The sequence below is a fragment of the Micromonospora sp. NPDC049523 genome (assembly GCF_040676775.1).
Taxonomy (GTDB): domain Bacteria; phylum Actinomycetota; class Actinomycetes; order Mycobacteriales; family Micromonosporaceae; genus Micromonospora_G.
This window is the reverse complement of the sequence record NZ_JBFAPP010000021.1, coordinates 89,385-114,655: the sequence shown is the minus strand read 5'-3', so window position 1 is coordinate 114,655 and position 25,271 is coordinate 89,385. Positions and strand designations below refer to the sequence as shown.

Annotated in this window: 19 protein-coding genes and 2 pseudogenes; 13 read left to right on the top strand and 8 right to left on the bottom strand. The window is 71.4% G+C overall.

From position 1 onward, the window contains the following. Positions 1 to 37 precede the first annotated feature (37 nt). Complete coding sequence (locus AB0J90_RS27900; protein ID WP_363600759.1) at positions 38 to 1,717, bottom strand: peptidase; 1,680 nt, start codon at positions 1,715 to 1,717, stop codon at positions 38 to 40. 180 nt (positions 1,718 to 1,897) lie between these two features. On the opposite strand from AB0J90_RS27900, the gene AB0J90_RS27895 reads away from it, so the two are divergent. Beyond that, positions 1,898 to 2,104 carry a hypothetical protein gene (locus AB0J90_RS27895; protein ID WP_326556122.1) on the top strand — a complete coding sequence of 69 codons (207 nt, stop codon included), beginning with the start codon at positions 1,898 to 1,900 and terminating at the stop codon, positions 2,102 to 2,104. A 43-nt stretch (positions 2,105 to 2,147) separates the two neighbouring features. Beyond that, entirely contained in the window at positions 2,148 to 3,863 is a 1,716-nt protein-coding gene (locus AB0J90_RS27890; protein WP_363600757.1) for an ATP-dependent DNA ligase, read from the top strand. A 13-nt stretch (positions 3,864 to 3,876) separates the two neighbouring features. On the opposite strand, the gene AB0J90_RS27885 is transcribed toward AB0J90_RS27890, so the two are convergent. After that, positions 3,877 to 4,698 carry an SURF1 family protein gene (locus tag AB0J90_RS27885; RefSeq protein ID WP_363600755.1) on the bottom strand — a complete coding sequence of 274 codons (822 nt, stop codon included), beginning with the start codon at positions 4,696 to 4,698 and terminating at the stop codon, positions 3,877 to 3,879. Positions 4,699 to 4,923: 225 nt separating this feature from the next. Here AB0J90_RS27885 and AB0J90_RS27880 point away from each other — a divergent pair, with 225 nt between their 5' ends. Both AB0J90_RS27880 and AB0J90_RS27875 read left to right on the top strand, forming a co-directional pair. Further along, positions 4,924 to 6,570, top strand: a complete 1,647-nt coding sequence (locus tag AB0J90_RS27880; protein ID WP_363600753.1) for a cobyrinate a,c-diamide synthase — start codon at positions 4,924 to 4,926, stop codon at positions 6,568 to 6,570. Then, complete coding sequence (locus AB0J90_RS27875; protein WP_363600751.1) at positions 6,567 to 7,136, top strand: GNAT family protein; 570 nt, start codon at positions 6,567 to 6,569, stop codon at positions 7,134 to 7,136. Before AB0J90_RS27880 ends, AB0J90_RS27875 begins: the two co-directional genes overlap by 4 nt. Here the strand turns inward: AB0J90_RS27875 and AB0J90_RS27870 are convergent. Then, complete coding sequence (locus AB0J90_RS27870) at positions 7,133 to 9,298, bottom strand: transglycosylase domain-containing protein (RefSeq protein ID WP_363600749.1); 2,166 nt, start codon at positions 9,296 to 9,298, stop codon at positions 7,133 to 7,135. The genes AB0J90_RS27875 and AB0J90_RS27870 overlap by 4 nt on opposite strands. 123 nt (positions 9,299 to 9,421) lie before the next feature. On the opposite strand from AB0J90_RS27870, the gene cobC reads away from it, so the two are divergent. The 4 genes and pseudogenes from cobC (at position 9,422) to cobA (ending at position 13,028) form a co-directional block, all read left to right on the top strand. Then, positions 9,422 to 10,516 carry an Rv2231c family pyridoxal phosphate-dependent protein CobC gene (gene cobC / locus AB0J90_RS27865; RefSeq protein ID WP_363600747.1) on the top strand — a complete coding sequence of 365 codons (1,095 nt, stop codon included), beginning with the start codon at positions 9,422 to 9,424 and terminating at the stop codon, positions 10,514 to 10,516. Continuing rightward, positions 10,516 to 10,869 (top strand): annotated as a pseudogene (locus AB0J90_RS27860) (nicotinate-nucleotide--dimethylbenzimidazole phosphoribosyltransferase); the annotation flags it as partial. The gene cobC and the pseudogene AB0J90_RS27860, both read left to right, overlap by 1 nt. A gap of 201 nt (positions 10,870 to 11,070) precedes the next feature. Beyond that, positions 11,071 to 11,760: pseudogene (locus AB0J90_RS27855) on the top strand (nicotinate-nucleotide--dimethylbenzimidazole phosphoribosyltransferase); the annotation flags it as partial. An 8-nt stretch (positions 11,761 to 11,768) separates the two neighbouring features. Beyond that, positions 11,769 to 13,028, top strand: a complete 1,260-nt coding sequence (gene cobA / locus AB0J90_RS27850; RefSeq protein WP_363600831.1) for a uroporphyrinogen-III C-methyltransferase — start codon at positions 11,769 to 11,771, stop codon at positions 13,026 to 13,028. A gap of 138 nt (positions 13,029 to 13,166) precedes the next feature. Here cobA and AB0J90_RS27845 read toward each other — a convergent pair whose 3' ends face one another. After that, positions 13,167 to 13,763 carry a TetR/AcrR family transcriptional regulator gene (locus tag AB0J90_RS27845; RefSeq protein WP_363600745.1) on the bottom strand — a complete coding sequence of 199 codons (597 nt, stop codon included), beginning with the start codon at positions 13,761 to 13,763 and terminating at the stop codon, positions 13,167 to 13,169. 108 nt (positions 13,764 to 13,871) lie between these two features. Here AB0J90_RS27845 and AB0J90_RS27840 point away from each other — a divergent pair, with 108 nt between their 5' ends. After that, positions 13,872 to 15,086 carry a macrolide family glycosyltransferase gene (locus AB0J90_RS27840; RefSeq protein ID WP_363600743.1) on the top strand — a complete coding sequence of 405 codons (1,215 nt, stop codon included), beginning with the start codon at positions 13,872 to 13,874 and terminating at the stop codon, positions 15,084 to 15,086. Positions 15,087 to 15,301: 215 nt separating this feature from the next. On the opposite strand, the gene otsB is transcribed toward AB0J90_RS27840, so the two are convergent. Together otsB and AB0J90_RS27830 are read right to left on the bottom strand one after the other, a co-directional pair. Then, entirely contained in the window at positions 15,302 to 17,872 is a 2,571-nt protein-coding gene (otsB, locus tag AB0J90_RS27835) for a trehalose-phosphatase (protein ID WP_363600829.1), read from the bottom strand. Between the two features lie 26 nt (positions 17,873 to 17,898). Further along, complete coding sequence (locus AB0J90_RS27830; protein WP_326556131.1) at positions 17,899 to 19,299, bottom strand: trehalose-6-phosphate synthase; 1,401 nt, start codon at positions 19,297 to 19,299, stop codon at positions 17,899 to 17,901. Positions 19,300 to 19,610: 311 nt separating this feature from the next. Between AB0J90_RS27830 and ettA the strand changes: the two genes are divergently transcribed. The 4 genes from ettA to AB0J90_RS27810 all read left to right on the top strand — a co-directional run bounded on the left by ettA (position 19,611) and on the right by AB0J90_RS27810 (position 23,251). After that, positions 19,611 to 21,287 carry an energy-dependent translational throttle protein EttA gene (ettA, locus tag AB0J90_RS27825; protein ID WP_363600741.1) on the top strand — a complete coding sequence of 559 codons (1,677 nt, stop codon included), beginning with the start codon at positions 19,611 to 19,613 and terminating at the stop codon, positions 21,285 to 21,287. Further along, positions 21,280 to 21,744, top strand: a complete 465-nt coding sequence (locus AB0J90_RS27820; RefSeq protein WP_363600739.1) for a thioesterase family protein — start codon at positions 21,280 to 21,282, stop codon at positions 21,742 to 21,744. The genes ettA and AB0J90_RS27820 overlap by 8 nt, the downstream gene beginning before the upstream one ends. A 23-nt stretch (positions 21,745 to 21,767) precedes the next feature. Continuing rightward, on the top strand, positions 21,768 to 22,499 hold the full coding sequence (locus tag AB0J90_RS27815; protein WP_363600737.1) for a hypothetical protein: 732 nt from the start codon (positions 21,768 to 21,770) through the stop codon (positions 22,497 to 22,499). Positions 22,500 to 22,648: 149 nt separating this feature from the next. Then, a complete protein-coding gene (locus AB0J90_RS27810; RefSeq protein ID WP_363600735.1) occupies positions 22,649 to 23,251 on the top strand; it encodes a YbjN domain-containing protein in 603 nt (200 codons plus the stop codon). A gap of 27 nt (positions 23,252 to 23,278) precedes the next feature. Here AB0J90_RS27810 and AB0J90_RS27805 read toward each other — a convergent pair whose 3' ends face one another. Next, entirely contained in the window at positions 23,279 to 23,743 is a 465-nt protein-coding gene (locus AB0J90_RS27805) for a globin (protein ID WP_363600733.1), read from the bottom strand. Positions 23,744 to 23,776: 33 nt separating this feature from the next. Continuing rightward, positions 23,777 to 25,186, bottom strand: a complete 1,410-nt coding sequence (locus AB0J90_RS27800) for an MFS transporter (protein WP_363600731.1) — start codon at positions 25,184 to 25,186, stop codon at positions 23,777 to 23,779. Positions 25,187 to 25,271 lie beyond the last annotated feature (85 nt).

Genomic DNA, 25,271 nt, shown 5'->3' with positions numbered 1-25,271 from the left:
GAGGTGTCCGACCACGGCCCACGGCAGTTCTACCGGGTCACAGCTTCCCGGTGCCGTCCTCGCTCGGCACCACCAGCACCAGCCGGCGGCGTCGGGCGAGCAGGAAGAGCGTGGCACCGGCGATCAGCGCGGCACCGCCGACGCCGCCGAGCAGCCCCGCCTGGACACCGGTCACCGGCAGCCCACCACCGGCTCCGGCACCGCCGTCGCCGCTACCGCCGTCGCCGCTACCGCCGTCGCCGCTACCGCCGTCGCCCGTGCCCGGCGTGTTGCTGCCGGGCGTACCGAGGACGATCTTCGCGACGTCGTTGTCGTGCTTCGACTCGGTCGCGGGTCCGTAGTTGTCGACGGTGATCGTGCCGTTCGTACCCGGCGTCGACTTGATCTTGATGCGCAACTTCGAGCTGATCCGGCCGTAGCCGGACGCGGTGGAGGGGAAGAAGCTCTCGATGCTGCAACCCTGCGTGGTCGACTCGGGCAGGATGTGGCCGTCGGCGTCGCGCTCGTAGCACCACTCGCTCGGCAGCAGGACGGTCCCGCTCGGCGCCACGACCTTCCAGCCCGCACCGCCGTCCGACGGTCCGTTGTTGACCACGGTGTACGGCACCTCGACGACGTCACCGACCGCGCCGGTCACCGGTTCCGCGGTGACCGAGAAGTCGATCGTGTTCGGCTTGGTCCAGAGCTGGAAATCGGCGATGTTGTCGGAGTCGTCCAGTTCCCGCGCGGCAGCGGCCCGCTTGGCCTTGCTGGTCTGGATGGTCAGGCTCCTGAGCTTCGCCGCGAACGACGGCCCACCCTTGGTCTGCTTCCGCGCCTGGGCGACCGACTCCTCGTCGGCCAGACCGACCTGGAGGAACCCGTACAGGCTGTCCGGGCCGAGCAGGTTCTTGCCGAAGGTCGCGTTGAACAGAGACTCGCCGGTTGCCGGGTCGAACAGCAGGGCGGTCTCGCCGGGCTGGAGCACCAGTGGCGCGACGCAGGTCACCCAGGACGGCCCGTACACGTAACCCGCCGGGTGGGTACCGGGCCAGACGTCCGTGTACTCGCAGTCGTCGTACCGTTCGACGAACGCGCCCTCGCCGGGTAGCTGCCAGCTCACCGAGATGTCGGTGGTGGCGGTGTCGCCCTCGTTCTGTACGGCACCGAGCACCGGCACGGTGTCGCCGGGGCCGACCCGGTCGGTTTCGGAGCCGAGGTCGTCGGCCAGGGCGACCAGGTCGGGTCCGGACGCCACGATGGTGACCGGCAGCGGGACCGTGTTGTTGCCCGGTGCGCCGTCCTCTTCCGTGCTCTTGATCGTCACCTGCACCGAGCCGGCGTCGCCGGGGGTGACGCGGGGCTTGCTCGCCAGGGTGATCGCGTAGATGGTCTCGCTCTGGCCGGGCGCCAGGCTGCCGTACTGGCAGACGATCTTCGCGCCGTCCAGCTTGCAGTCTTCGTTCCAGTCCGGCACCGAGATGTCGACCTTGTCGGCCACCGCGCTGGCGTCGAACGTCACCACGACCCCGGTCGCCGGAGCGTCGCCACGGTTGTTGATGTAGGTGCCGATGGTCGTGGGGGTGTTGTTGACGATGGCGTCGTTCTGGAATGACAGGTCGAGTTCGGGCTTCGCCTCGGCCGCCTGAGCCGGACCGGCGACGCCGGTCAGGGTGCCGGCGACCAGTAGGGCCGCGACACCCGCTCCGACTCCGCGCAGGACACGCTTGAGGGTCATGTGTTTCGGTTTCTTTCCACGAATCGGGTTGATCAACTCGGCACGCTACCCCGCGAAGGTGCAGGTGGGAAGCGTGCGGCGGGTGATGTGAGACGTGCCAGCGGGAATCGGGTCAGGCGCCGCGCAGAGAATGGGCGAAGTTGCTGCGTACGTCCCGAGTCGTGCAGTATGGTTTCGAACATGAGTACGAACGAGGCCATTGTGCGGCTCGACGCCGCTGTCAGTGCTCTGGGGGACGTCAACGTCTCCGCATGGTCCGAGGAAGTGCTGAAGGACCAGCTCGGCGAACTTTCCAGCGTTCTCTGCGCGCTCGACGCCGTACTTTCCCGGGTCGCCGACGAGATACGGGCCCGGGGCATGCGGATCGAGGAGCCGATCTCCGTTTAGCTTTGCCCACGGTTTGTCGGAGGGGGCTGCCAGGATTGGGGACGTGCGGTTCCTCGACCTGGCGGCCACCTCCGCCGCCGTGACAGCGACCTCCGCCCGACGGGCCAAGGTCGAGCTGCTGGCCGCCGCGCTGCGGGGCCTCGCCCCGGACGAGATCCCGGCCGGCGCCGCCTACCTGGCCGGCGAGCTGCGCCAGCGGCAGACCGGGGTCGGCTATGCCGCCCTGCGCGACCTGCCGCCACCGGCGGAACACCCGTCGCTGACCGTGGCCGACGTCGACACGGCCATCGACGACATCTCCGCCGTCGCCGGCCCCGGTTCGCAGGCCCGCCGCCGCGAGCTGATCGGCCGGCTCTTCGGCGCCGCCACCGTCGACGAGCAACGACTGCTGGTCGGGCTCTTCGGCGGGGAACTGCGCCAGGGCGCCCAGGCGGGACTGCTGGCCGACGCCATCGCCCAGGCCGCGCAGGTGCCGCTCCCGGCCGTACGCCGGGCATTGTTGCTGGCCGGCGACCTGAAAGCGGTCGCGACGGCGGCCCTGACCGGCGGCTCCGCCGCGCTCGGTGAGATCAGCCTGCGGGTCGGCCGACCCCTCGCCCCGATGCTCGCCTCCAGCGCGCCCTCGGTCGACGAGGCCATCGGGGCGACCGGGACACCGGCCGTGGTCGACGTCAAACTCGACGGCATCCGGATCCAGGTGCACCGCTCAGGCGGCGAGATCGCCGTCTTCACCCGCAGCCTCGACGACATCACCGCCAGGGTGCCCGAGGTGGTCGCCGCCGTACGCGCGCTGCCCGCCCGGGAACTCGTGCTCGACGGCGAGGCGATCGCGCTGGACGCCACCGGCCGACCCCGGCCGTTCCAGGAGACCGCCAGCCGGGCCGCCACCCGTGGCGCCCGCCGCAGCGCCACCGCCGGGCTCTCCGCCGAGGTGGCCGCCGAACAGACGGCGACCGAACCGGTCCGTTCCTTCGGCGCCGCCCCGGCCGCACCACCCGCGCCGACCGATCCACCCACCCCGGCCCAGCTACCGGTGCCGGCCCGCCCGGAACCGGCCGCCCCGGCGGTACGCGCAGCCGCCGGCAGCACCGGCGCGACCGTGCTCACGCCGTACTTCTTCGACCTGCTGCACCTCGACGGCACGGACCTGCTCGACGCGCCCGGCCGGCAGCGGTGGGCGGCGCTGGCCGACACGGTCGCCGCACCGCAACTCGTCGGCCGGATGACCGTCGACAGTGTGCTGGCCGCCGCCGACGCGTTCGCCGCCGCGCTCGACGCCGGGCAGGAGGGAGTGGTGGTGAAGTCGCCGGACGCGCCGTACGAGGCCGGTCGGCGTGGCGGCGGCTGGATCAAGGTCAAGCCCCGGCACACGCTCGACCTGGTGGTGCTCGCGGTCGAGTGGGGCAGCGGCCGCCGCCAGGGCTGGCTGTCGAACCTGCACCTCGGCGCCCGCGACCCGCACGACGGCGGTTTCGTCATGCTCGGCAAGACCTTCAAGGGCCTCACCGACGAACTGCTGCGCTGGCAGACCGAACGCTTCCTCGGGCTGGCGGTCGAGCGGGGCGACTGGGTGGTCCGGGTCCGGCCCGAGCAGGTGGTCGAGATCGCCTTCGACGGGGTGCAGACCAGCTCCCGGTACCCGGGCGGGATGGCGTTGCGGTTCGCCCGGGTGATCCGCTACCGGGACGACAAGACCGCCGCCGAGGCGGACACCATCGACATGGTCCGGGCCATCCACGCCGGCCGGGTCAGCGGCTGACCCAGGAGATCGGTCAGGCGGGTGCCGGGTCGGCGGCCCGGTCCCGGCTGCGCGGGGCACCGTCACGGGTCTTCGGCAGGGTGTCGCCGAGCGCCTCCCGGCGGGCCAACCAACCGAACCCGTAGAGCGTCATCAGGGCGAACAGCCACCACTGGATCACGTAGCCGGCGTTCTGCCAGTTGTTCTCGTGCTGGATCGGCACCGCCGCGAACGTCGGATCGGCCGCCGGGGTCTGCTCGCCGACCAGCAGGTACGCCCCGAACAGCGGGTACGGCAGCTCGCGCGCCAACCGGGGTACGGCCACCCGGCGGGTCTCCAGCTTGCCGTCGCGACGGTCCACCGCACCGGGCTTGCTCTCCGACATGTGCACCCGGCCGACCACCGTCACCTGCCCGGTGGGGATCGCCGGGATCCGAGGCTGCTCCGTGGCGGAACCACCCGGCGGCGGAACCCACCCGTGGTCGACCAGCACGGCGCTGCCGTCGTCGAGCAGCAGCGGGCTGACCACCTCGAAGCCGACCTTGCCGTCCACCGTCCGGCCCCGTACGACGATGGTGTTGGCGGTGTCGTAACGCCCGGTGACGGTGACCCGGGTCCAGGCCACCTCCTTGACCGGCGCGTTGCCCGCCGTCCCGGCCGCGCCGCCCGCCGGGGGCAGCACCTCGGCCAGCGGGACCGGCGCGATCCGGTCGGCGGCGTCGATCCGTTCGTTGATCGCGGACCGCTCCCGGTAGCGGCTCAACTGCCAGTTACCGAGCAGCACCATCACCGCGGCCGCGGCCAGCGTCAGGGCGAGGATGCCCAGCCAGCGTGGGGTGAGCAGGAAGCGGTACACGACACGAGGTTACCCGTGTGACGGCAGCCACTACGCTGGTGCCCGGATCGGCGGCCGGCGGGTCTTTCCGACGCCCGGTATCGTCACGCCCGGCGATCCGGTTGCCGGGTTGGTCCGCCCCGTCACGTCTGCTCACGGTTCGGGTAACGGACCCGGCCGCCCCGGTAACCGTGCCCCGCCCCGCAGTCCGACCCCGGTACCCCGTTCGCCCCCGAGGAGCCGACCATGACCGCCGTGCCGCGCGTACTGGTGAGTGCGCCCTCTTCGGGACACGGTAAGACCGCGATCGCCGTCGGGCTGCTCGCCGCGTACGCCGCCCGGGGGATGGCCGCCGCCGGTTTCAAGGTCGGCCCGGACCAGATCGACGCCGCGTACCTGGGGTTCGCCGCCCGGCGGCCGGGACGCAACCTCGACCCGAGGCTGGTCGGTCCGCACCGGGTCGCGCCGATCTTCGCGCACGGCTCGGCGGGCGCGGACGTGGCTGTGGTCGAGGGGACCATGGGCCTGTTCGACAGCCTTGCCGGGCGTTCCGAAACCGACTCGACCGCTGCCGTGGCGACCGAGCTGCGCGCCCCGGTGGTGCTGGTCGTCGATGTCGCGGCGATGGGTCAGTCGGTGGCCGCGCTGGTGCACGGCTTCCGTGCGTACGACGAGATGCTCTGGCTCGGCGGGGTCATCCTCAACCGGGTTGCGTCGGACCGGCACGAACAGTTGCTCCGGGACGCGCTCGACGACATCGGCGTACCGGTCTTCGGTGCGCTGCGCCGGCACCAACTGCCCGCCGTCCTGCCGTCGCGCGAGCACGGGGTGGTGCCGGTGCTCCAGCAGGGCGTGGACGCGTACCGGGGGGTGCGGCGGCTGGGTGAGGCGATCAGCGGCACCGTCGACCTCGACCGGTTGCTGTCACTGGCCCACTCGGCGCCCCGGCTCGGTGTCGAGCCTTGGTCGGCGGCCGACGCGCTCGCCCAGGTCAGCGGCGCCGGCCAGCCTGGACCGTCCGGGGCGCCGGTCGGCGCGAACGGCGGGCGGCGGCCGGTGATCGCGCTGGCCGGCTCCAAGGCGCTCTCCTACTCCTACCCGGAAACCGTCGAGCTGCTTGCCGCCGCGGGCGCCGAGGTGGTGCCGTTCGACCCGCTGGTCGACGAGGAACTGCCCGAGGGGACCGATGCGCTGGTCGTCGGCGGCGGGCTGCCCGAGTCGTACGCGGAGGAGCTGTCCGCGAACCGCCGGCTCGGTGCGGCCGTGGCCGACCTGGCCCGGTCCGGTCGGCCGGTGCTCGCCGACGGGGCGGGCGTGCTCTGGCTGTCCCGCGAGTTCGACGGGCGACCGATGTGCGGGGTGCTGGACGCGACCGGGGAGAGCACGGACCGGATCGTGGTCGGCTACCGCGAGGCGACCGCTCGCGCGGCCAGCGTGGTCGCCCCGCTCGGCGCCCGGCTGATCGGCTACAAGCAGCACCGCGGGGTGCTCACCCCGCGCGCCGGGCAGACGCCGGCCTGGACCTGGGGCGGCGGTACGCCGGAGGGCTTCGTCTGGCGTCAGGTGCACGCCTCGCAGCTCATCCTGCACTGGGCCGGTACGCCGGAGATCGCGGGTCGGCTGGTCCGGGCGGTGGCGGCGGCCGGCCCGGTGGCACCTCGCGCGGGTGCGGAACCGGTCGTCGGAGCACGGGTCGGACCGGTGACCGGGCCGTTGGCGCCCCGTCCCGGTGCGGAACCCGTCGCCGGGCCGTTGGCGCCCCGCGCGGGTGCGGAACCGGTGGCCGGGCCACGGCTGGGGCTGGTGCCCCGGCCGGCCGGCCCGGTGGCCACCGCGGAGCCGCCGAACGGGCCGGACCAGCCGAGCGGCCCGACGGGTGGGAAGTCGGCGTGACCGGCGAGGTGGCGGTCCGCCGGTTCCCGACCCTGACCGTCTCCACCCCGCGGGCCCACGTACGGCCGCTGCTGGCGTACGACATCGCGGCGGTCGCCGAGATCTTCGGCGACAAGCTGACCCAGCGCTGGTTGCCGCTGCCGGAGTCGTCCGGTCCGATCAACGCCACCGCCTGGTGCACGGAGATGGCCAAGGAGCGGCGGGACAGCGGCAACGGCGACCACTACGGTGTGGTCCGGCGCGAGGACGACCAGCTCGTCGGCGCGCTCTGGACCAAGCGCACCGACTGGTCCGGCAAGGTCACCGAGATCTGTTACGCGGTCGCACCGCAGGCGCGCGGCTTCGGGCTGGCCGCCGAGTCGGTCCTCGCGCTGGCCATCGCCCTGATCCTGGAGCACGGTTTCCAGCGGATCGAGTTGCGGGTGGCGCCCGGCAACGTCGCCTCCCGCCGGGTCGCGGAGAAGGCCGGTTTCAGCTACGAGGGCCTGCTCCGCAACGCCGGGTACGCCCAGGGCGGTCGGGTGGATCTCGAATCCTGGTCTTTCGTGGCGGCCGACCTCCGCTAGCGGGTGATCTGGAGTGACGGTGGGGCGAACTGGCGGACCGGTTGGTCCTTGAGTGCTTCCTTCAGGGTGTCGGAGACCGTGCTGACCGGTTTGTTGGACTGTGCGTCACCTACCGCGTTGAACGGGTTGTCCGGGTCGGCGAGGAAGCTCGCCATCGCGTACTCCGGGGTGTAGCCGACGAACCAGGCCGACCGGGTGCTGTCGGTGGTACCGGTCTTGCCGGCGACCGGGCGGCCGACGGTGCCCTTGACGCTGTCGGCGGTGGACCAGCCGCCGCACGAGCCACGGGCCGGGGTGTCGCCGGTCGGGCAGCGGGCCGCGTCGGTGGCGGCCCGGGCCGCGTCCGCGCTCACCTCCTGGTGACAGCGGGGCTTGGCGGCCTCGACCTGGCCACCGCTGCGGGTGGTGATCATCGTCGGGGTGCCGTCCGGGTTGGTGATCGAGGTGACCGGGATCGCCTCACAGAACCGGCCGTCGGCGGCGATCGCCGCGTACGCGTTGGCCATCTCCAGCGGGGTCACGTCGGAGACGCCGAGTACGAATGCACCCCACTCCTTGCGTTTCTCCGGTGACGCCTGCCGCCGGTCGACGTCCGTACGCCATTGCAGGCCGAGCCGTTCGGCGAGGGCGACCGCCTTGTCCGCGCCGACCGCCTGCTCCAACTGGACGAAGTAGGTGTTCACCGACTTGCCGAAGCCGGACCACATGGTCTGTCGGCCGGTCATCGCGGCGCTGGCATTGGATGGGCACCACAGCCCGCCGCAGCTGCTGGTCGTACCGCCGCCCGGATAGATCGAGGTGATCTTGAATGGTGAGTCGTACGCGGTCGACAGCGGCATGCCGGCGTCCAGTGCGGCGAGCATCACGAACATCTTGAACGTCGATCCGGCCTGGTAGCCGGGGAGGTCTCCGCCGCCGAGCAGCGGGTTGACGGTGTTCGGGTAGTTGCCCCTCATCCGGGACCGTTTCTCCGGGTCGGAGTGCGGGCCGTTGTCGGTGGAGTCCAGGGAGTAGATCCGGTTGATCGCCATCGCCTTGACCCGTCCGGTGCCGGGCTCGACCGCGACCAGGCCGTGCGCGAACGGACTGCTCTCGCCCTCCTTCGCCAGCACGTTCTTCTCGGCGATCTCCTGCACCCTCGGGTCGATACTGGTAATGATCTTGTAACCGCCCCGGCGGAGCTTGTCCAGGCGTTCCATCGAGTTGCTGCCGAAGCCGGGCTGGACCGACCACCACGATTTGAGGTAGTCGCAGAAGAAGCCCCAGCTGTTGTATTCCTTCGGCACCGAGACGCAGTCGTTCGGTGGCGTACTGAGCTTGAGTTTGATCGGTTCGGCCGCCATCGCCGCCGCCGCGTCGGGCGAGATGTAGCCCATGGTCCGCATCCGGTCGATGACGTAGTTGCGCCGGTCGGTGGCGGCCTTCTGGTCGTTGACCGCCGGGTCGTACTCGGAGGGGGCCTTGACCAGGCCCGCGAGGGTGGCCGCCTCGACCGGGCTGAGATCCCTGGGTGTCTTGGAGAAGAAGATCTCCGAGGCGGCGTAGATGCCGTACGCGCGGTGGCCGAAGTAGGCGGAGTTGAGGTACCGCTCCAGGATCTCCGACTTGGTCATCTCCTTCTCCAGGTCGAGCGCGATCCGCATCTCGCGCAGTTTGCGGATGCTCGTCTGCTCGGTCGCCTCCTGCACCTCCAGCGGCGTCTGCGCACTGTCCCGCAGCGCCATCCGGACGTACTGCATGGTCAGCGTCGAGGCGCCCTGGGAGACCCCGCCGGCCTGCTGGTTGGCGACGAACGCACGGGCCACGCCCTTGGCATCGACGCCGTTGTGCTTGTAGAAGCGCGAGTCCTCGGAGGCGACGATCGCCTGCTGGATGTACGGCGACATCTCCCCGATCGGGGTGTACTTGCGGTGCTCCTCGTAAAACGTGGTGAGCAGCGTCTTGCCGTCGGCGCCGTACACGTAGGTGGTCTGCGCGGGTGAGGTGTGGCGCAGGTCGCGCGGCCGGTCGCGGACCAGGTCGGCGGTTGCCTTGGCGCCGAGGCCGCCGATTGCGGCGAGTGGGTAGGCCGCTGCCGCGAGGATGACCCCCGCGATCAGTCCGGCCCGCAGGAGGGGAAGGAAGCGGTTGCCTTCGGGAGGCTTGAGGGTGGGGTTCGTCACCCTCTTAAGCTATGACATGCCCCATAATAACCCGATAAAAATTCGCGAACGTCGCCGTCGAACTCCGCCCACCAGGCGTACACGCGTTGGCCAGCGATCCCACCGCCGGGCAGGATCCCGGTCATGCACCCGCAGGTAACCGCGCCCCCGCCGGCCCCCGAGGTCGACACCGAGGTCGATCTGGGGCACCACGGCGACGCGGAGGTCGTACCCGGGCTGGTCGATCTTGCGGTCAACGTCCGTCGGGCGCCGATGCCGGACTGGCTGGCCGACCCGATCACCGCATCGCTCGGCGACCTGGCCAGCTACCCGGACCCCGGCCCGGCCCGCGCGGCGGTCGCCGCCCGACACGGCCGCCCGAGCGCCGAGGTGCTGCTCACCGCCGGAGCAGCCGAGGGCTTCGTGCTGCTCGCCCGGGCGCTGAACGACGCCCGGCGCCCGGTCGTGGTGCACCCACAGTTCACCGAGCCCGAGGCGGCGCTGCGGGCCGCCGGACACCGGGTCGAACGGGTGCTGCTGTCCGCCGAGACCGGGTTCCGGCTGGACCCGGCACTGGTGCCGGACGACGCCGACCTGGTCTTCGTGGGCAACCCGACCAACCCGACCTCGGTCCTGCACCCGGCCGCCGTACTGGCCGAACTCGCCCGACCGGGACGGGTGCTGGTGGTGGACGAGGCGTTCGCCGACACCACCATCGACCCGGACGGCACCGAGGCCGAGCCGGAATCCCTCGCCGCCCGGCGGGACCTGCCCGGAGTGGTGGTGGTCCGCAGCCTCACCAAGACCTGGGGCCTGGCCGGACTGCGGATCGGCTACCTGCTCGGCCCGGCCGACCTGATCGAGCGGCTGGGCGCCGTACAGCCCCTCTGGGCGGTCGGCACGCCGGCCCTGGCCGCCGCGCGGGCCTGCGCGACGCCGGTCGCGGTCGCCGCCGAACGGGAGATCGCCGTACGGCTCGCCGCCGACCGCGAGCACCTGGTCCGCCGCCTGGCGGCCCTGCCCGGCGTACGCGTCGCGGGTACCCCGGCCAGCGCGTTCGTACTCGTCCACCGGCCCGGCGCCGCCGACGTACGGCTCGCGCTGCGCGCCCGCGGCTACGCGGTACGCCGTGGCGACACCTTCCCCGGGCTGGGTGCCGACTGGCTGCGGGTGGCGGTGCGGGACACTGCCACCACTGACGCGTTCGTCGCCGTGCTGGCGGAGATCCTGGAGGCATGATGTTGGAGGCGTTGATCGCGGCGGTCCGCCCACTGGACACCGAGGCGATGGCGGCCGCCCGCCTGCTGCACAGCCGGCTGACCAAGCCCGCCGGCTCGCTGGGCGCCCTGGAGGACCTGTCGGTACGCCTGGCCGGGCTGGCCGGGGTCTGCCCGCCCCCGCTGCCCGCCCCCGCCGCGGTGGCGATCTTCGCCGGTGACCATGGCGTACACGCCCAGGGTGTGACGCCCTGGCCGCGCGAGGTGACGGCCCAGATGGTCGGCAACTTCCTGGCCGGCGGCGCGGTGGTGAACGCGTTCGCCCGGCAGACCGGCGCTACGGTCACCGTCGTCGACGTCGGCGTGGCCACCCCCCTCGCCGACCCCGAGGACCCGACCGACGCCGAAGACGGCACCCCGCCCGGTCACACCACCCACGACGAGCTGACCGCCCTGGACGACCTCACCGCCCCCGACGCCCTGGTCGACCTCGACGGCCCCACCTCGCCCGTCCCGGCCCAGCGCCTCGCCGCCCCCGACAGCCAGCCCGGCCCCGACAGCCAGCCCGACCGTGACAGTCGACCCGTCCTCGTCCGGGCCCGGATCCGGCCCGGTACCCGGGACATGACCGTCGAACCCGCGCTCAGCCGGGACGAGGCGCTGGCCGCGGTCGAGGTCGGCTCCCGTACCGCCGGTCAACTGATCGACGCGGGCGCGGCCATCCTGCTCACCGGTGACATGGGCATCGCCAACACCACCGCGGCCGCCGCCCTGATCGCCGTACACACGGGTGCCGGTGCGGCCGAGGTGACCGGCCGGGGGACCGGCGTGGACGACTACACGTACGCCCGCAAGGTTGCCGTGGTCACGGCCGCGCTCGCCCGGCACCGGCCCGACCCGGCCGACCCGCTCGGCGTACTGGCCGCCATCGGTGGGCTGGAGCACGCCGCGCTGGCCGGCTTCATCCTGGGCGCCGCCGCCCGGCGTACGCCGGTCATCCTCGACGGGGTGAGTACGGTGGCCGCGGCGCTGGTCGCCGCCGCCTTCGCGCCGGAAGCCGTCGGGGCGATGGTCGCCGGGCACCGGTCCGCCGAGCCCGGTGCCACCGCCGGCCTGCGTGCCCTCGGCCTGGAGCCGCTGATCGACCTCGGACTGCGTCTCGGCGAGGGGACCGGCGCCCTGCTCGCCCTCCCGGTCGTCGCCGGCTCGGTACGGGTACTGCACGAGGTGGCGACGTTCGACGCGGCGGGAGTTTCGGAGAAGTGACGCAACAGATCGGTGCCAATCCCTACCCGCTCGGCCTGCGGTTGGCGGGGCACCGGGTGCTCATGGTCGGTGGGGGAGCGGTGGCGACCCGCCGGGTACCGGCGTTGCTGGACGCGGGTGCACTGGTGGAGGTCGTCTCTCCCGAGCTGACACCCGCGCTGCGGGCACAGGTGGACGCCGGCCGGGTGCGGTGGACGGCCCGGCCGTTCGAGCCCGCCGACGTGGACGGTGCCTGGCTGGTGCAGGTGGCAGTGGACGACCCGGCAGCGGCCGAGGCGGTCAGCGTCGCCGCGTTCGAGCGCCGGGTGTTCTGCGTACGCGCCGACGACCGGACCGCGGCGACGGCCTGGACCCCGGCGGTGGCCCGGCACGGCGCGGTGACCGTGGCCGTGCTCGGTGGCGGTGACCCGCACCGCGCGGTGACCGTACGCGACGCCATCCGCGACCGTCTCGCCGACGGCACCCTGCCGCAGACCGGCCGGGAGTCGACACCCTCCACGGGTGCGGGCATCTCCCCGGCCAACGGCCGCCCGCCACGCGTCGGGCGGGTCGCACTGGTCGGCTCCGGCCCCGGTGACCCTGAGTTGATCACCGTCAAGGGTCGCCGCCTGCTCGCCGAGGCCGACGTCGTGGTGGCGGACCGACTCGTGCCCGGCCTGCTGCTGGACGAACTGCGACCCGACGCCGAACTGGTCGACGCGTCCAAGATCCCCTACGGCCCGGCCCGTACCCAGGAGGAGATCAACCGGATCCTGGTCGAGCGGGCCCTGGCCGGCGCGTTCGTGGTCCGGCTCAAGGGCGGCGACCCGTACGTCTTCGGCCGTGGCGGCGAGGAGGCGCTCGCCTGCGCGGCGGCCGGCGTACCGGTGACCGTGGTTCCCGGCGTGACCAGCTCGATCGCCGCACCGGCGCTGGCCGGCATCCCGGTGACCCACCGCGGCGTGGCGCACGAGTTCACCGTCGTCTCCGGTCACCTCCCCCCGGACGACCCGGCCTCACTGGTCGACTGGGCGGCCCTGGCTCGGCTGCGCGGCACCCTGGTGGTGCTGATGGGGCTGAAGAACCTGCCCGCGATCGCCGCGACCCTCCAGGCACACGGGCGGGCGCCGGGCACGCCGACCGCGGTGGTCCAGGAGGGTACGACCGGCGCCCAGCGTTCCCTGCGAGCCACCCTCGGCACCATCGCCGATGCCACCCACACCGCCAACATCCGCCCTCCCGCAGTAGTGATCATCGGCAACGTGGTGACCACCCTCCCCACCACCTGACCGCCCAGACGGGGTTTCGGTAGTCCTGGCAGGAGATCAACGGATAGGGCTGGCCAGGACAAGAGCGCCTTAGCCGCGCCGGCTGCACCACCGTGGTGGCGGGTCCGGGCAGGCCGGTAGCTCTTCGCCGCCCCAGCGTCACGCGCCAGGACGGGGGCCGGGAGGGGTGATGGCGGCGATGGCCAGGTCGACGATGCCGTCGGCGTAGTCGTCGGTCAGTGGGCCGTTGCGGAGCAGCCAGCGGTGGTAAAGCGGGCCGAACAGCAGCTCGACCACTTGGTCCAGCGGGACGTCGGGGCGGACCTGGCCGGCCTCGCGGGCGGCCTCCAGGCGGGTGCGGACCGCGTCCAGTTGGGGACGGAGCAGGCGGTCGCGCGCCTGGTCGGCCAACTCCTCGTCGGCGAGGGTCTCGATGGTGATGGCACGGGTGGTGGCGGACAGCCGTGGATCGGCGAACTCGGCGACCGTGGCCCGGAGGATCTGGCCCAGGTCAGCCCGCAGGTCGCCGGTGTCGGGCAGGGCGAGGACCTCCGGCGTGTTGTCGACGAGCGCGTCCAGGATGACCGCGCCCTTGCCGCGCCACCAGCGGTAGATGGTCTGCTTGCCGACCCCGGCGCGGGTGGCGATCGCCTCGATGGTCACGGCCGAGTACCCGGTCTCGGTCAACAGCTCCAGGGCGGCGGCGAGGATCGCGCGGCGGGACTGTTCGCTGCGACGGGCGGGCTGTGGAGTCACACCGGTAGCTTACACGAGACGAAACGTTTCGTCTTGACGCGCCCGTGGTGCTGTGCTCTTCTGGTTGCGAGACGAAACGTCTCGGCTCTCTAGTCCTCAGGAGATTCCATGCCGCACCTCGCCATGGTCAGCATTCCGTTCCACGGCCACGTCAACCCGAGCTTGGAGATCATCCGGACCCTCGTGCAGCGCGGCCACCGGGTCACCTACGCCAATGACCCCGCCTTCGCCGAGGTCATCGAGGGCGCGGGCGCCGAGCTGAAACCGTATGAATCAACGCTGCCCAGCGACGGTGGCTCGGGAACCGACAATCCGATCGAGCAGCTAACGCTCTTCCTCGACGATGCCATCGCCATGCTGCCGCAGTTGCGGGCCGCCTATGCCGGCGATCGGCCGGATCTGTTCCTCTACGACATCGCCGGCGCGCCGGCTCGGTTACTCGGCGAGCAGTGGGGGATTCCGGCCATCCAGTTGTCCTCGACGTTCGTGGCCTGGGACGGCTACGAGCAGGAGATGGCGCCCGTCGTCGAGTCGATGCGGGCTGATCCGCGCGGCGCCGACTATTACCAGCGGTTCAAGAGGTGGCTGACCGCAGAGGGTTCGTCGGTCACCGACAGCATGGCATTCCAAGGCCGGCCGGTGCGCAGCCTCGTCCTGCCGCCGGAGGCGCTCCAGCCGAACGCCGACCGGGTGGATCGCTCGGTCTACAGTTTCGTCGGCCCGATCCTGGGTGACCGCTCCCACCAGGGTCCCTGGGTCCGGCCGGACGGCGTCGAGAAAGTGCTGCTTGTTTCCCTCGGCTCCGCCTTCACCCGGCAGCCCGATTTCTACCGCCGCTGTATCGTCGCGTTCGGTGACCTGCCCGGCTGGCACACCGTTTTGCAGATCGGCAGCCACGTCGATCCCGCCGAGTTGGGGCCCGTCCCGGACAGCGTCGAGGTCCACCAATGGGTGCCGCAGTTGGCCGTACTGGAGCAGGCGGACGCCTTCGTCACCCATGCCGGCATGGGCGGCAGCAGCGAAGGCCTTTACTGCGGGACCCCGATGATCGCCGTACCGCAGGCGGCCGACCAATTCGCGAACGCCGAGCAACTGGCCTGTCTCGGCGTCGCCAAGGTCGTCGACTCGGTCACCGTTACCGCCGTGGAACTCCGCGAGACGCTGCTCGCCCTCATCGCAGACCCCGCCGTGGTGGCCCGCAGCGCTGACCTGAAGCGGCAGACCCGCGAGGCTGGGGGCGCCGACCGTGCCGCCGATCTGATCGAGGCCGAACTCACCACGGCGCGACGCCGTACCATCCACCGTCCCGCAAACGGCAGGTAAACCGCCGTACCTCACGCCCTGACCAGCACCGCTGCCAGGGGCGTGAGGTGGCGCGGTCGCCGGCCGGACTATCCCGACCGGAGCACAAACCCAAGGCGTCACCACTCAAGCAAAACCCAAACGGGTAAAGGTCGGGCCCCACCGTGCCTGGCGAGGGGATCAAGCTTGACGGCCCTCGCCAGGCACGGTGGGGCCCAACCCCCCACATCAAAATCTCAGACCGAAGAATCCAACAACAACGCACACCGAATCAACCCGAGATGGCTGTACGCCTGCGGGTGGTTACCCAACCCCCGCTCGACCAGCGGGTCGTACTGCTCCGGCAGCAACCCCGTCGGCCCGGCCGTGTCGACCATCTGCCGGAACAGCTCCTCGGCATCCGACCGCCGCCCGGTACGCAGGTACGCCTCGATCAGCCACGCCGTGCAGATGTGGAAGCCGCCCTCACGCCCCGGCAGCCCGTCGTCCCAGTGGTAGCGGTAGACGACCGGCCCGCTGCGCAGATCCGCCTCGATCTTCAGCACCGTCGACAGGAAGCGCGGGTCGTCGTCGGGCAGCAGCCCGGACAGCCCGATCCAGAGCGAGGACGCGTCCATCTCCTCGTCGCCGTACGCGACGCTGTAGGCGCCGACGCCCTCGTGCCAGCCGTACTCGAGCACGTTGTGCCCGATCCGGTCGCGCAGCTCGACCCAGTCGGGCCGCTCCTCGCCACCGTGGCGGCGCACGATGTGCAGCGCCCGGTCCACGGTCATCCAACACATGACCTTGGAGTAGACGTGGTGCCGAGGGGGGAGGCGCGCCTCCCAGAGGCCGTGGTCGGGCTCGTGCCAGCGGCGGCTGACCGCCTCGACCATCGATTCGAGCACCCGCCACTCGGTTTCCAGCACCGAGCCGCGCAGGTCGGCCACGGCCGCGAGCAGGTCCGCGATCGGCCCGAACACGTCGAGCTGAAGCTGGTGGTTGGCCAGGTTGCCGACCCGGACCGGCCGGGAGCCGGCGTAGCCGGGCAGGGTGTCGATCACGGCTTCGGCGCCGAGTTCGTAGCCGTCGACCGTGTAGAGCGGGTGCAGCCGCTCCGGGTGGCCGCCGGTGCGCTCCACACAGCCGTCGACCCAGCGCAGGAACGCCTCGGCCTCGCCGAGTGAGCCGAGGTCGACCAGGGCGCGGGCGGTCATCGCCGCGTCCCGCAGCCAGCAGTAGCGGTAGTCCCAGTTGCGTACGCCGCCCAGTTCCTCGGGCAGCGAGGTGGTCGCCGCGGCGAGGATCGAACCGGTGGCCTCGTGGCAGAGCCCGCGCAGGGTGAGCGCGCTGCGGGCGACCAGTTCACGGTCGTGGGTGGGTAGCTTCAGGCTGGCCACCCAGTCCCGCCACGGCTGTTCGGCGGCGGCCTGCCGCTCGGCGACCGGTACCCGGTGGTGGGCCAGGCTGTGCGAGCCGAACCGGAGTTCGAGGGTGATCGAGCCACCGGCAGCGGCGAGGTCGACCACGGCGCGGGCGGTCTCGTAGCCGCCGTCGGCGACCACCTTCCACTCGATGCCGGGGGCGTAGAGGGCGATCGGCTCGTTGGAACCGAGCACCAGCAGGCCGTCGGCGAGCGGTTGGAGCTGGACCGCGACCTGACCGAACTCGGGCCGGGGGGCGAACTCCAGCCGTACCCGGCCGGAGCCGGTGAGCACCCGGACCAGGGTCGAGTCGCCGGAGATGACGGCCGAGCCGCTGGGCACGTTGTCCGACGAGGGCCGGTCCAGCCAGTCGGTGACGGTCAGCCCGGACCAGCGGGTCTCCACCGTCATCGTGCCGGGCCGGTAGCGCTGCCCAAGCGGCAGGCCGCCCCGGTCGGGGGCGACGCTGAAGTGACCGGCCGGCGGGCCGCCGACCAGGTCGGCGAAGATCGCCGAGGCGTCCGGCTTGGGGTGGCAGAGCCAGGTGACCTTGGCCTCGGGCGTGAGCAACGCGACCGTACGACCGTTGGCCAGCATCGAGTGCCGCTCGATCGGCACCGCCCGCTCGCCGAACAGCCAGGTACGGCGGACCTGGAGCAGCAGGCCGAGCACCCGGGCTGCCTCGGTCGGGTCCGCGACCCGGTAGGCCGCCTGGGTGTCCCCGCTGCCGATCTTGATGCCGACGTCGGGGCCGTGCAGGTTCGCGAACGCGTTCTCGTCGGTCACGTCGTCGCCCATGAAGAGCACGGCGCTGGCCGAGATCTGGGTACGCAACTGGTCGACCGCGGTCCCCTTGTGGGTGGGGATCACCGACAGCTCGATGACCTCCTTGCCCTGGGTAACGGTCACCCCGGCCCAGCTCGCCGGACCGTTCTTGACCGCCTCGACGACCTGCTTGGCCACCTCGGGCTTCGCACCCCGGGTGTGTACGGCGATGCTCGCCGGTTTGCTCTCCAGCCGTACGCCGGGTTGGTCGGTGGCGATCCGGCGCAGCTCGTTGCGCAGCCGGGTGCGTACCTCGACCAGTTCGGGGGCGAGTCGCTCCACGAAGCCGATGTCGAACTCGGATCCGTGGCTGCCGACCAGGTGCACCTCGCTCGGCAGCCGGGAGAGCGTGGCCAGGTCACGCAGCGCCCGACCGGAGACCACGGCGACCGTGGTCTGCGGCAGGGCGGCCAGGGCGCGTACGGCGGCGACCGACTCGGGCAGCGGTACTGCCTTGCTCGGGTCCTCGACTATCGGCGCCAGGGTGCCGTCGTAGTCGCAGGCGACGAGTAACTGGGGTGAGCGGGCGATCCTCCCGATCGCGTCCCGCAGCACGGGATCGATCGAGTCCAGGGCCATCGCCCCGGTGTCCAGTACGGACGTGCTCACACTGCCTCCGTTTCGGGCACGCCCAGCTCGTTCAGGAAAGACCGGGCCCAGTGTTCGACATCGTGGGTACGCAGGTGGCGCTGCATGATGCGCATGCGCCGCCGTGCTTCCACCTTGTCGACGTGGACCGCGCGCAACAGCGCGTCCTTCACCCCGTCGGGGTCGTGCGGGTTACAGAGGAAGGCCTGGCGCAACTCGGTGGCGGCGCCGGCAAACTCACTGAGCACGAGCGCGCCGCCAGAGTCGGCGCGCGATGCAACGTACTCCTTGGCCACCAGGTTCATTCCGTCTCGCAGTGGGGTCACCATCATCACATCAGCCGCGCAGTAGAGCGCGGCAAGTTCACTGCGACTGTACGACTGGTGCAGATAGTGAACAGCAGGCACGCCGACCCGGCCAAATTCCCCATTAATCCGGCCAACTTCGCGCTCGACCTTCACGCGTAGTGCCTGGTAGTGCTCGACCCGTTCGCGGCTCGGTGTGGCGACCTGCACCATAACGGCGTCGGGAACTGTCAACTTTCCGTCAGCCAGGAGCTCGCGGAAGGCCTTGAGGCGAAGCTCGATGCCCTTGGTGTAGTCGAGCCGGTCGACGCCGAGCACGACGGTCTTCGGGTCGCCCAGTTCGGCCCGGATCTGCTTGGCCCGCGCCTGCACCGCCGGGTCGGCGGCCATCCGTTCCATCTCCGCGACATCGATGGAGATGGGGAACGCGCCGGCCTTCACCTGGCGCCCGTCGACCTGGATCATCTGGCCCTCGTACCGGAGGCCGAGCAGGTGCCGGGCGAGCCGGACGAAGTTCTGGGCCGCCAGCCGCTGCTGGAAACCGACCAGGTCGGCGCCGAGCAACCCGCGCAGCACCTCGGCGCGTAGCGGCATCTGCATGAACAGTTCGATCGGCGGGAATGGGATATGGAGGAAGAAACCTATCCGAAGGTCCGGACGGAGTTCGCGCAGCATCGCGGGCACGAGCTGAAGCTGGTAGTCCTGCACCCAGACCGTGGCGCCCTCCGCGGCCACCTCGGCGGCGGCCTCCGCGAACCGGGCGTTGACCAGCCGGTACGCCTCCCGCCAGCGGCGTTTGTAGGCAGGGGTTTCCACCGCGTCGTGGTAGAGCGGCCAGATGGTGGCGTTCGACTGGCCCTCGTAGTAGCGCTCCAGTTCCTCGGAGCTGAGCGGGACCGGGTGCAGCCCGATGCCCTCGAGGTCGAACGGTTCGGGGGCCGCGCCGACCCCGCCGGCCCACCCCACCCAGGTGCCCTGGTGCTGCACGAGGACCGGGTGCAGGGCGGTGACCAGGCCCCCCGGACTCCGGCGCCATTGCCGACCCTCTGGGGTGGTCACCTCGTCAACCGGCAGACGATTCGCCACGACCACGAACGAGCTACGTTCCGTCACGATCTGTGCACCTCCGGTGATTCCGCAGTCCACCGCTGAGCGTACTGAGCGTAGCTGTGGCTCCTACCTCGCGGTGCCACTCTTACTGCCCTGCGGGACGCTGTGGGCAAACCGGTAAGTGATCTTGGCGATAACGATCCCTTTCGTCCCACCTCGGGTGCTCCGGCGGGGTGATGTGGGCGTACCGCGCTCCACCTGTCAGGATTGACGACGGCCCGCGCGGAGTCGACCCCGGCTCGCGCCTCGCGCTCGCAGGCTTCCGGGCCCGGGCAAAGCTCCCTGTTCCGCAGACTCTGGAGGTAGGCCGCACCGTGGCCCAGTACATCTACGTTCTGGAAAAGGCGCGCAAGGCGCACGGCGACAAGGTCGTGCTCGACAACGTGACGCTGAGCTTCCTGCCCGGGGCCAAGATCGGTGTGGTCGGCCCGAACGGCGCCGGTAAGTCCAGCCTGTTCAAGATCATGGCGGGGCTGGACCGGCCGAGCAACGGCGAGGCCCGGCTGATGCCCGGCTACACCGTCGGCATGCTCGCGCAGGAGCCGCCGCTCAACGACGCCAAGACCGTCCTCGGCAACATCGAGGAGGCGGTCGCGGAGACCAAGGCCAAGCTGGAGCGGTTCAACAAGATCGCCGAGCAGATGGCCACCGACTACTCCGACGAGCTGATGGAGGAGATGGGTCGGCTCCAGGAGGAGTTGGACAACGAGGACGCCTGGGACATCGACTCCAAGCTCGAACTCGCCATGGACGCCCTGCGCTGCCCGCCGCCGGACGCCGACGTCGTCCAGCTCTCCGGTGGTGAACGCCGCCGGGTGGCGCTCTGCAAGCTGCTGCTGGAGGCGCCGGACCTGCTGCTGCTCGACGAGCCGACCAACCACCTGGACGCGGAGAGCGTGCAGTGGCTCGAACAGCACCTGGCCAAGTACGCCGGCACCGTCATGGCGATCACCCACGACCGGTACTTCCTGGACAAGGTCGCCGGCTGGATCCTGGAACTGGACCGAGGCCGGGCCATCGGGTACGAGGGCAACTACTCCACCTACCTGGAGAAGAAGGCCGCCCGGCTGGCCGTCGAGGGTCGCCGCGACGCCAAGATGAAGAAGCGGCTCACCGAGGAACTCGAGTGGGTCCGCTCCAACGCCAAGGCCCGGCAGACCAAGTCCAAGGCGCGGCTGGACCGCTACGAGGAGATGGCGACCGAGGCGGAGAAGACCCGCAAGCTCGACTTCGAGGAGATCCAGATCCCGCCGGGCCCGCGCCTGGGCAACACGGTGATCGAGGCGAACGACCTGACCAAGGGCTTCGGCGACCGGACCCTGATCGAGCACCTCAGCTTCAGCCTGCCGCGTAACGGCATCGTCGGCATCATCGGCCCCAACGGTGTGGGTAAGACCACCCTGTTCAAGACCATCGTCGGCCTGGAGCAGCCGACCGACGGCTCGGTGAAGGTCGGCGAGACCGTCAAGCTGTCGTACGTCGACCAGAACCGGGAAGGCCTGGACGGCGACAAGACCGTCTGGGAGGTCGTCTCCGACGGGCTGGACTACCTGATGGTCGGCAAGGTCGAGATGCCGTCGCGGGCGTACGTGGCCGCGTTCGGTTTCAAGGGCCCGGACCAGCAGAAGCCGACCAAGGTGCTCTCCGGCGGCGAGCGCAACCGGCTCAACCTCGCGCTCACGCTGAAGATCGGTGGGAACGTGATCCTGCTCGACGAGCCGACCAACGACCTCGACGTCGAGACGCTCTCCTCGCTGGAGAACGCGCTGCTCGAGTTCCCCGGCTGCGCGGTGGTCATCTCCCACGACCGGATGTTCCTGGACCGGGTGGCGACGCACATCCTGGCCTGGGAGGGCGACGACGAGAACATGGCCCAGTGGTTCTGGTTCGAGGGCAACTTCGAGGCGTACGAGAAGAACAAGATCGACCGGCTCGGCGCGGAGGCAGCGCGACCGCACCGGGTGACCTACCGCAAGCTCACCCGTGACTAGTCCGGTCGCGGCCGAGCACCCGCCGGCAGCCCGGTACGTCTACCACTGCGCGTTGCGCTGGTCGGACCTGGACGCGTACGGCCACGTCAACAACGCCCGCTTCCTCACCCTCTACGAGGAGGCCCGGGTGGCGTTGATGTTCGTCGGCGGCCGGGCCTGGGGGCTCAGCTCGTTCGTCGAGGGGGTGGTCATCGCCCGGCACGAGGTGGACTACCTGCGCCCGGTCGACTACGCCCTGGGCCGGGCCACCGCGGAGCAGGCGCCGATGGTCCGGGTGGAGCTGTGGGTGGAGGAGATCAAGGCCTCCCGGTTCACCATCGGCTACGAGCTGTTCGACGGCGAGGTGCTGGCCAGCAAGGCCCGTTCGGTGCTGGTGCCGTACGACCTCGAACACGGGCGGCCCCGCCGGCTGACCGAGGACGAGCGGGCCTTCCTGCGGCCCTACCTGCTGCCGTGACCGGGCACGCCGAGCCGGGGCCCGTGTCGGCCGATGCGGTGTCGGCCGGGCACGGGCTGACCGGTGTGGCGGACGCGGGTGCATTCCTGGCCCGGCTGATCCGGCTCGATCCGGCGGCCGTGGTACGGCTGCGTTCGGCCGGGCCGGCCGGGCGTACCACGCTCTGGGCCCGCCTGCCGTGGACGGTGCTGGTCGCCCGGACGGTGGCCGGAGCCGGGCCGGGTGACGTCACCGTCTCCGCGGACGCGCTCCTGGCCGAGCTGGCGCGGGGCGGCACCGACCTGCCGCCCCGCCGCGACGCCGACTGGAAGTGGCCGCTGCCCGGGTCGACCGGCCAGCTGGTGGAGACGATGCCGGGCGGGGACGTACGCCGGATCGCCGCCGCGGCGGCCGGCACCCTGCGCGACGCGGCGGACAACGGGGTCGGCGGTCGGGCGGTGGGCCAGCGGGTGCTGCGGGATGCGCTGCTGGACCACGTGGCGGTGGTGGTCACCGGCTCGACCCAGCAGGCCGGGCCGGGGGAGCGGATCGAGGTGTCGCAGCGGCTCGTGCAGGCGGTCGTCCGGATGGGCTTCCTCGGTCCGGGCGAGGCGGCCGGACCGGGTCGCGCGGGTCCGGGCGAATCGGGTCGGACCGGGGCGGTCGAGGCAGACCTGGTCCAGGTTCGGGTGGCCGGTCGGTGGACGGGGCTTTCGGCACCCTACGGAGCTGCCTGGTCACTCAAGGCGAGCCAGTTGTCGATCATGCCGGTCTGAGATCGCCTGAACGGTTGATGCTATATAGTTCCTCTGGTCATGGGCGTCCGGTGGGGGGATGCTTCAGAACGGCTATCCGGGTACCGTCGTCCCTCGGATCCAACGCACCGTAGGCGACTGGATCCGCTGGGGAGCGAGGTGCGCGAGCAATGCCGTGGTGGTCATGGCGCCCCGGTCACACCGCCGCGAGCGGTGAGCCGGAGACTCGAAGCAGGATCTCCGTGGACGAGGCCGTCCGGGTCGGACCGCCCGCGCCGCGAGAGCCCGAACACGACTCCGATTCCGCGGAATTACCCGCGATAACCGAACGGCCCGCGCCGGTTGTGCCGGCCATCGTCGCGCCGGTCACCCTGCGCCGGCTCGGGGACGCACTCGACCTGCTCGACGTGCGCTACCTCGCCGACGGCGACGGCAGCCTGCTCGCGATGTGGGAGCGGCACGCGGTGCTGTTCACTCTCGAAGGGCCCGAGGACGAGATCCTGGTGATGCGCGCGCGGCCCTACTCGACCGTGCCGCCAGACTGGGCAGACCGGGCCTACCGGGTGGTCAACGAGTGGAACCACGCCCAGCGGTTCGCCAAGGCGTACGTGGGCGACCCGACCGAGCGCGGCCAGTTGCCGATCTACGCCGAGATGCAGGTGCCGATGCGGGCCGGCGCACACGACGCGCTGCTGGTCGAGGTGCTCGACTGCGGTGCGGCGATGGCAACGACCTTCGTCGACTGGCTGCACGACGAGGGCGCCCTGCTCTAGCTGCCATCGGCCGCCCCGCCGGGTCGGTCAGCCGATCTGGGGCGGGGTGGCGGGCTCGCCGTCGTCGGTGTTCACCATGAAGTACGCGGCGCGCTCCAGATAGTCCCAGAGCGTCTGCTCGTACTCCTGGGGTAGGGCCAGGCTATCCACGGCCCGGCGCATCGCCCGCAGCCAGGCGTCCCGCTCGGCCGGCCCGACCCGGAACGGTGCGTGCCGCATCCGTAGCCGCGGGTGTCCCCGCTGCTGCGAGTAGGTGTTCGGGCCGCCCCAGTACTGCATCAGGAAGAGCGTCATGCGGTCGGCCGCCGGCCGGAGATCCTCCTCCGGGTAGAGCGGGCGCAGCAGCGGGTCGGAGGCGACGCCGACGTAGAACTCGTCGACCAGCTTGCGGAAGGTCGGCTCGCCGCCGATCGCTTCGAACAGGGTCGTCGGCGTACCCGCCTGGTCGCCCTCACCTGGAGACGTCACCGTTCCATCCTGCCAGGTGTGCATCGACCGGGCGCGGTGTGGGCGGCGCGGCCTTGATCACAGCGTGCTGACGCCGGTCGGTGCACCGGGTGCACCGGGCGCCCGATCGCCGGCCGGCTCGTCGGTCGACCGCTGCTCCGTCGACCGCTGTGGCGGTGCGGCGCCCTCGTCCGCCCGGGCCTGCCTGGTGGCCTCCGCGATTGCGGAGTTGAACTCCGCAGTGCTGGGCCACTGGGTGGCGACCACCAGCATCAGCAGGACGCCACCGATGCTCCACAGCCCCACCACGGTCGGGATGTCGAACCGCCCCGCCAGGATGCCGGTGATCAGCACTGCTCCACCCTGGAGGACCTGCATCCCGCTGCTCATCACGCCGAACGCCCGGGCCCGGAAGCCGGGCGGCAGCGCCTGCACGAAGAGCCCGTTGGCGACCGGCAGCAGCCCGGCCACGGCGAAGCCGCTGACCAGCGCCATCAGCGCCACCAGGGGCGGGGTCGGGTTGAGCAGTGCCGGTACCAGGGCGAGGGGTGCCAGCACCGCGAACGGGCGGATCAGCGTCCGGCGCAACTCCGGTCGCAGGCCCCGCCCGATGGTCAGGCCACCGAGGATGAAGCCGACCGGGCTGGCGATCATGATCATGGCCTGGGTCAGCCCGCGTCCGGGATGGTCGGGATCCGAGATCGCCGCGAACTTGGCCGCCCAGCCCGCGGCGAGGCCCTCCGGCACGATGGCGAAGAGCATCGAGGCGAAGACCACGATGGCGATGGCGCGCAGCACCGGCGTACCGAAGACCAGCCGGAAGCCCTCGGCGGTCTCCCGGAGCAGGTGGCTGCGGTGCGCCTCGGTCATCGCGGCCGGTCGCTGGTGGATCCGGAACCGGATCAGCGCCGCCGAGAGCGCGAAGGTGCCGGTGTTGATCAGCAGGGCGACGCTCGGGTTCAGCGTGGCGACGGAGGCACCGAGCACGTACCCGACGATCTGCGCGGCCTGGCCGGTGCTCGTGCTGACCGCCAGGCCGACCACCAGGCGGTCGCCGGTGAGCAGCATCGGCAGCAGTGCCGAACGGGCCGCCTGGCTGGGCGGGTTGGCCAGGGTGACACCGAACAGCAGCAGCAGGATGACCGGAACGGGCAGGTCCGGGATCGCGATGATGCCGATCAGCACCATCCGGGTCAGATCGCAGACCACCATCACGGTCCGGTACGGGTGCCGCTCCGCCAGCGTGGCGAGCAGCGGACCCCCGACCAGCCAGGGCAGGAAGCTCACCGCGAACGCGGCGGCGGAGAGCGCCACCGACCGGGTTTCCTGGAAGACGAGTACGGTGACGGCGGCCCGGGCCAGGTAATCGCCGAGCCAGGAGAACGCGTTGGCCGTGTACAGCGCCCGGAACTCCGGCTGTGCGAACACCTCGCGGAAGGTAGCCGGCCCTTCGGGCGTACGTGTCGCGTCGGACACGGGGGCCTCCATCGTTCTCGACCGCTGACCACTCAAGATGGAGCCGTCGGGAAACGTTTGTCAGACGTTGGGGGCAACGTTGTCTTCGTCACGCTGT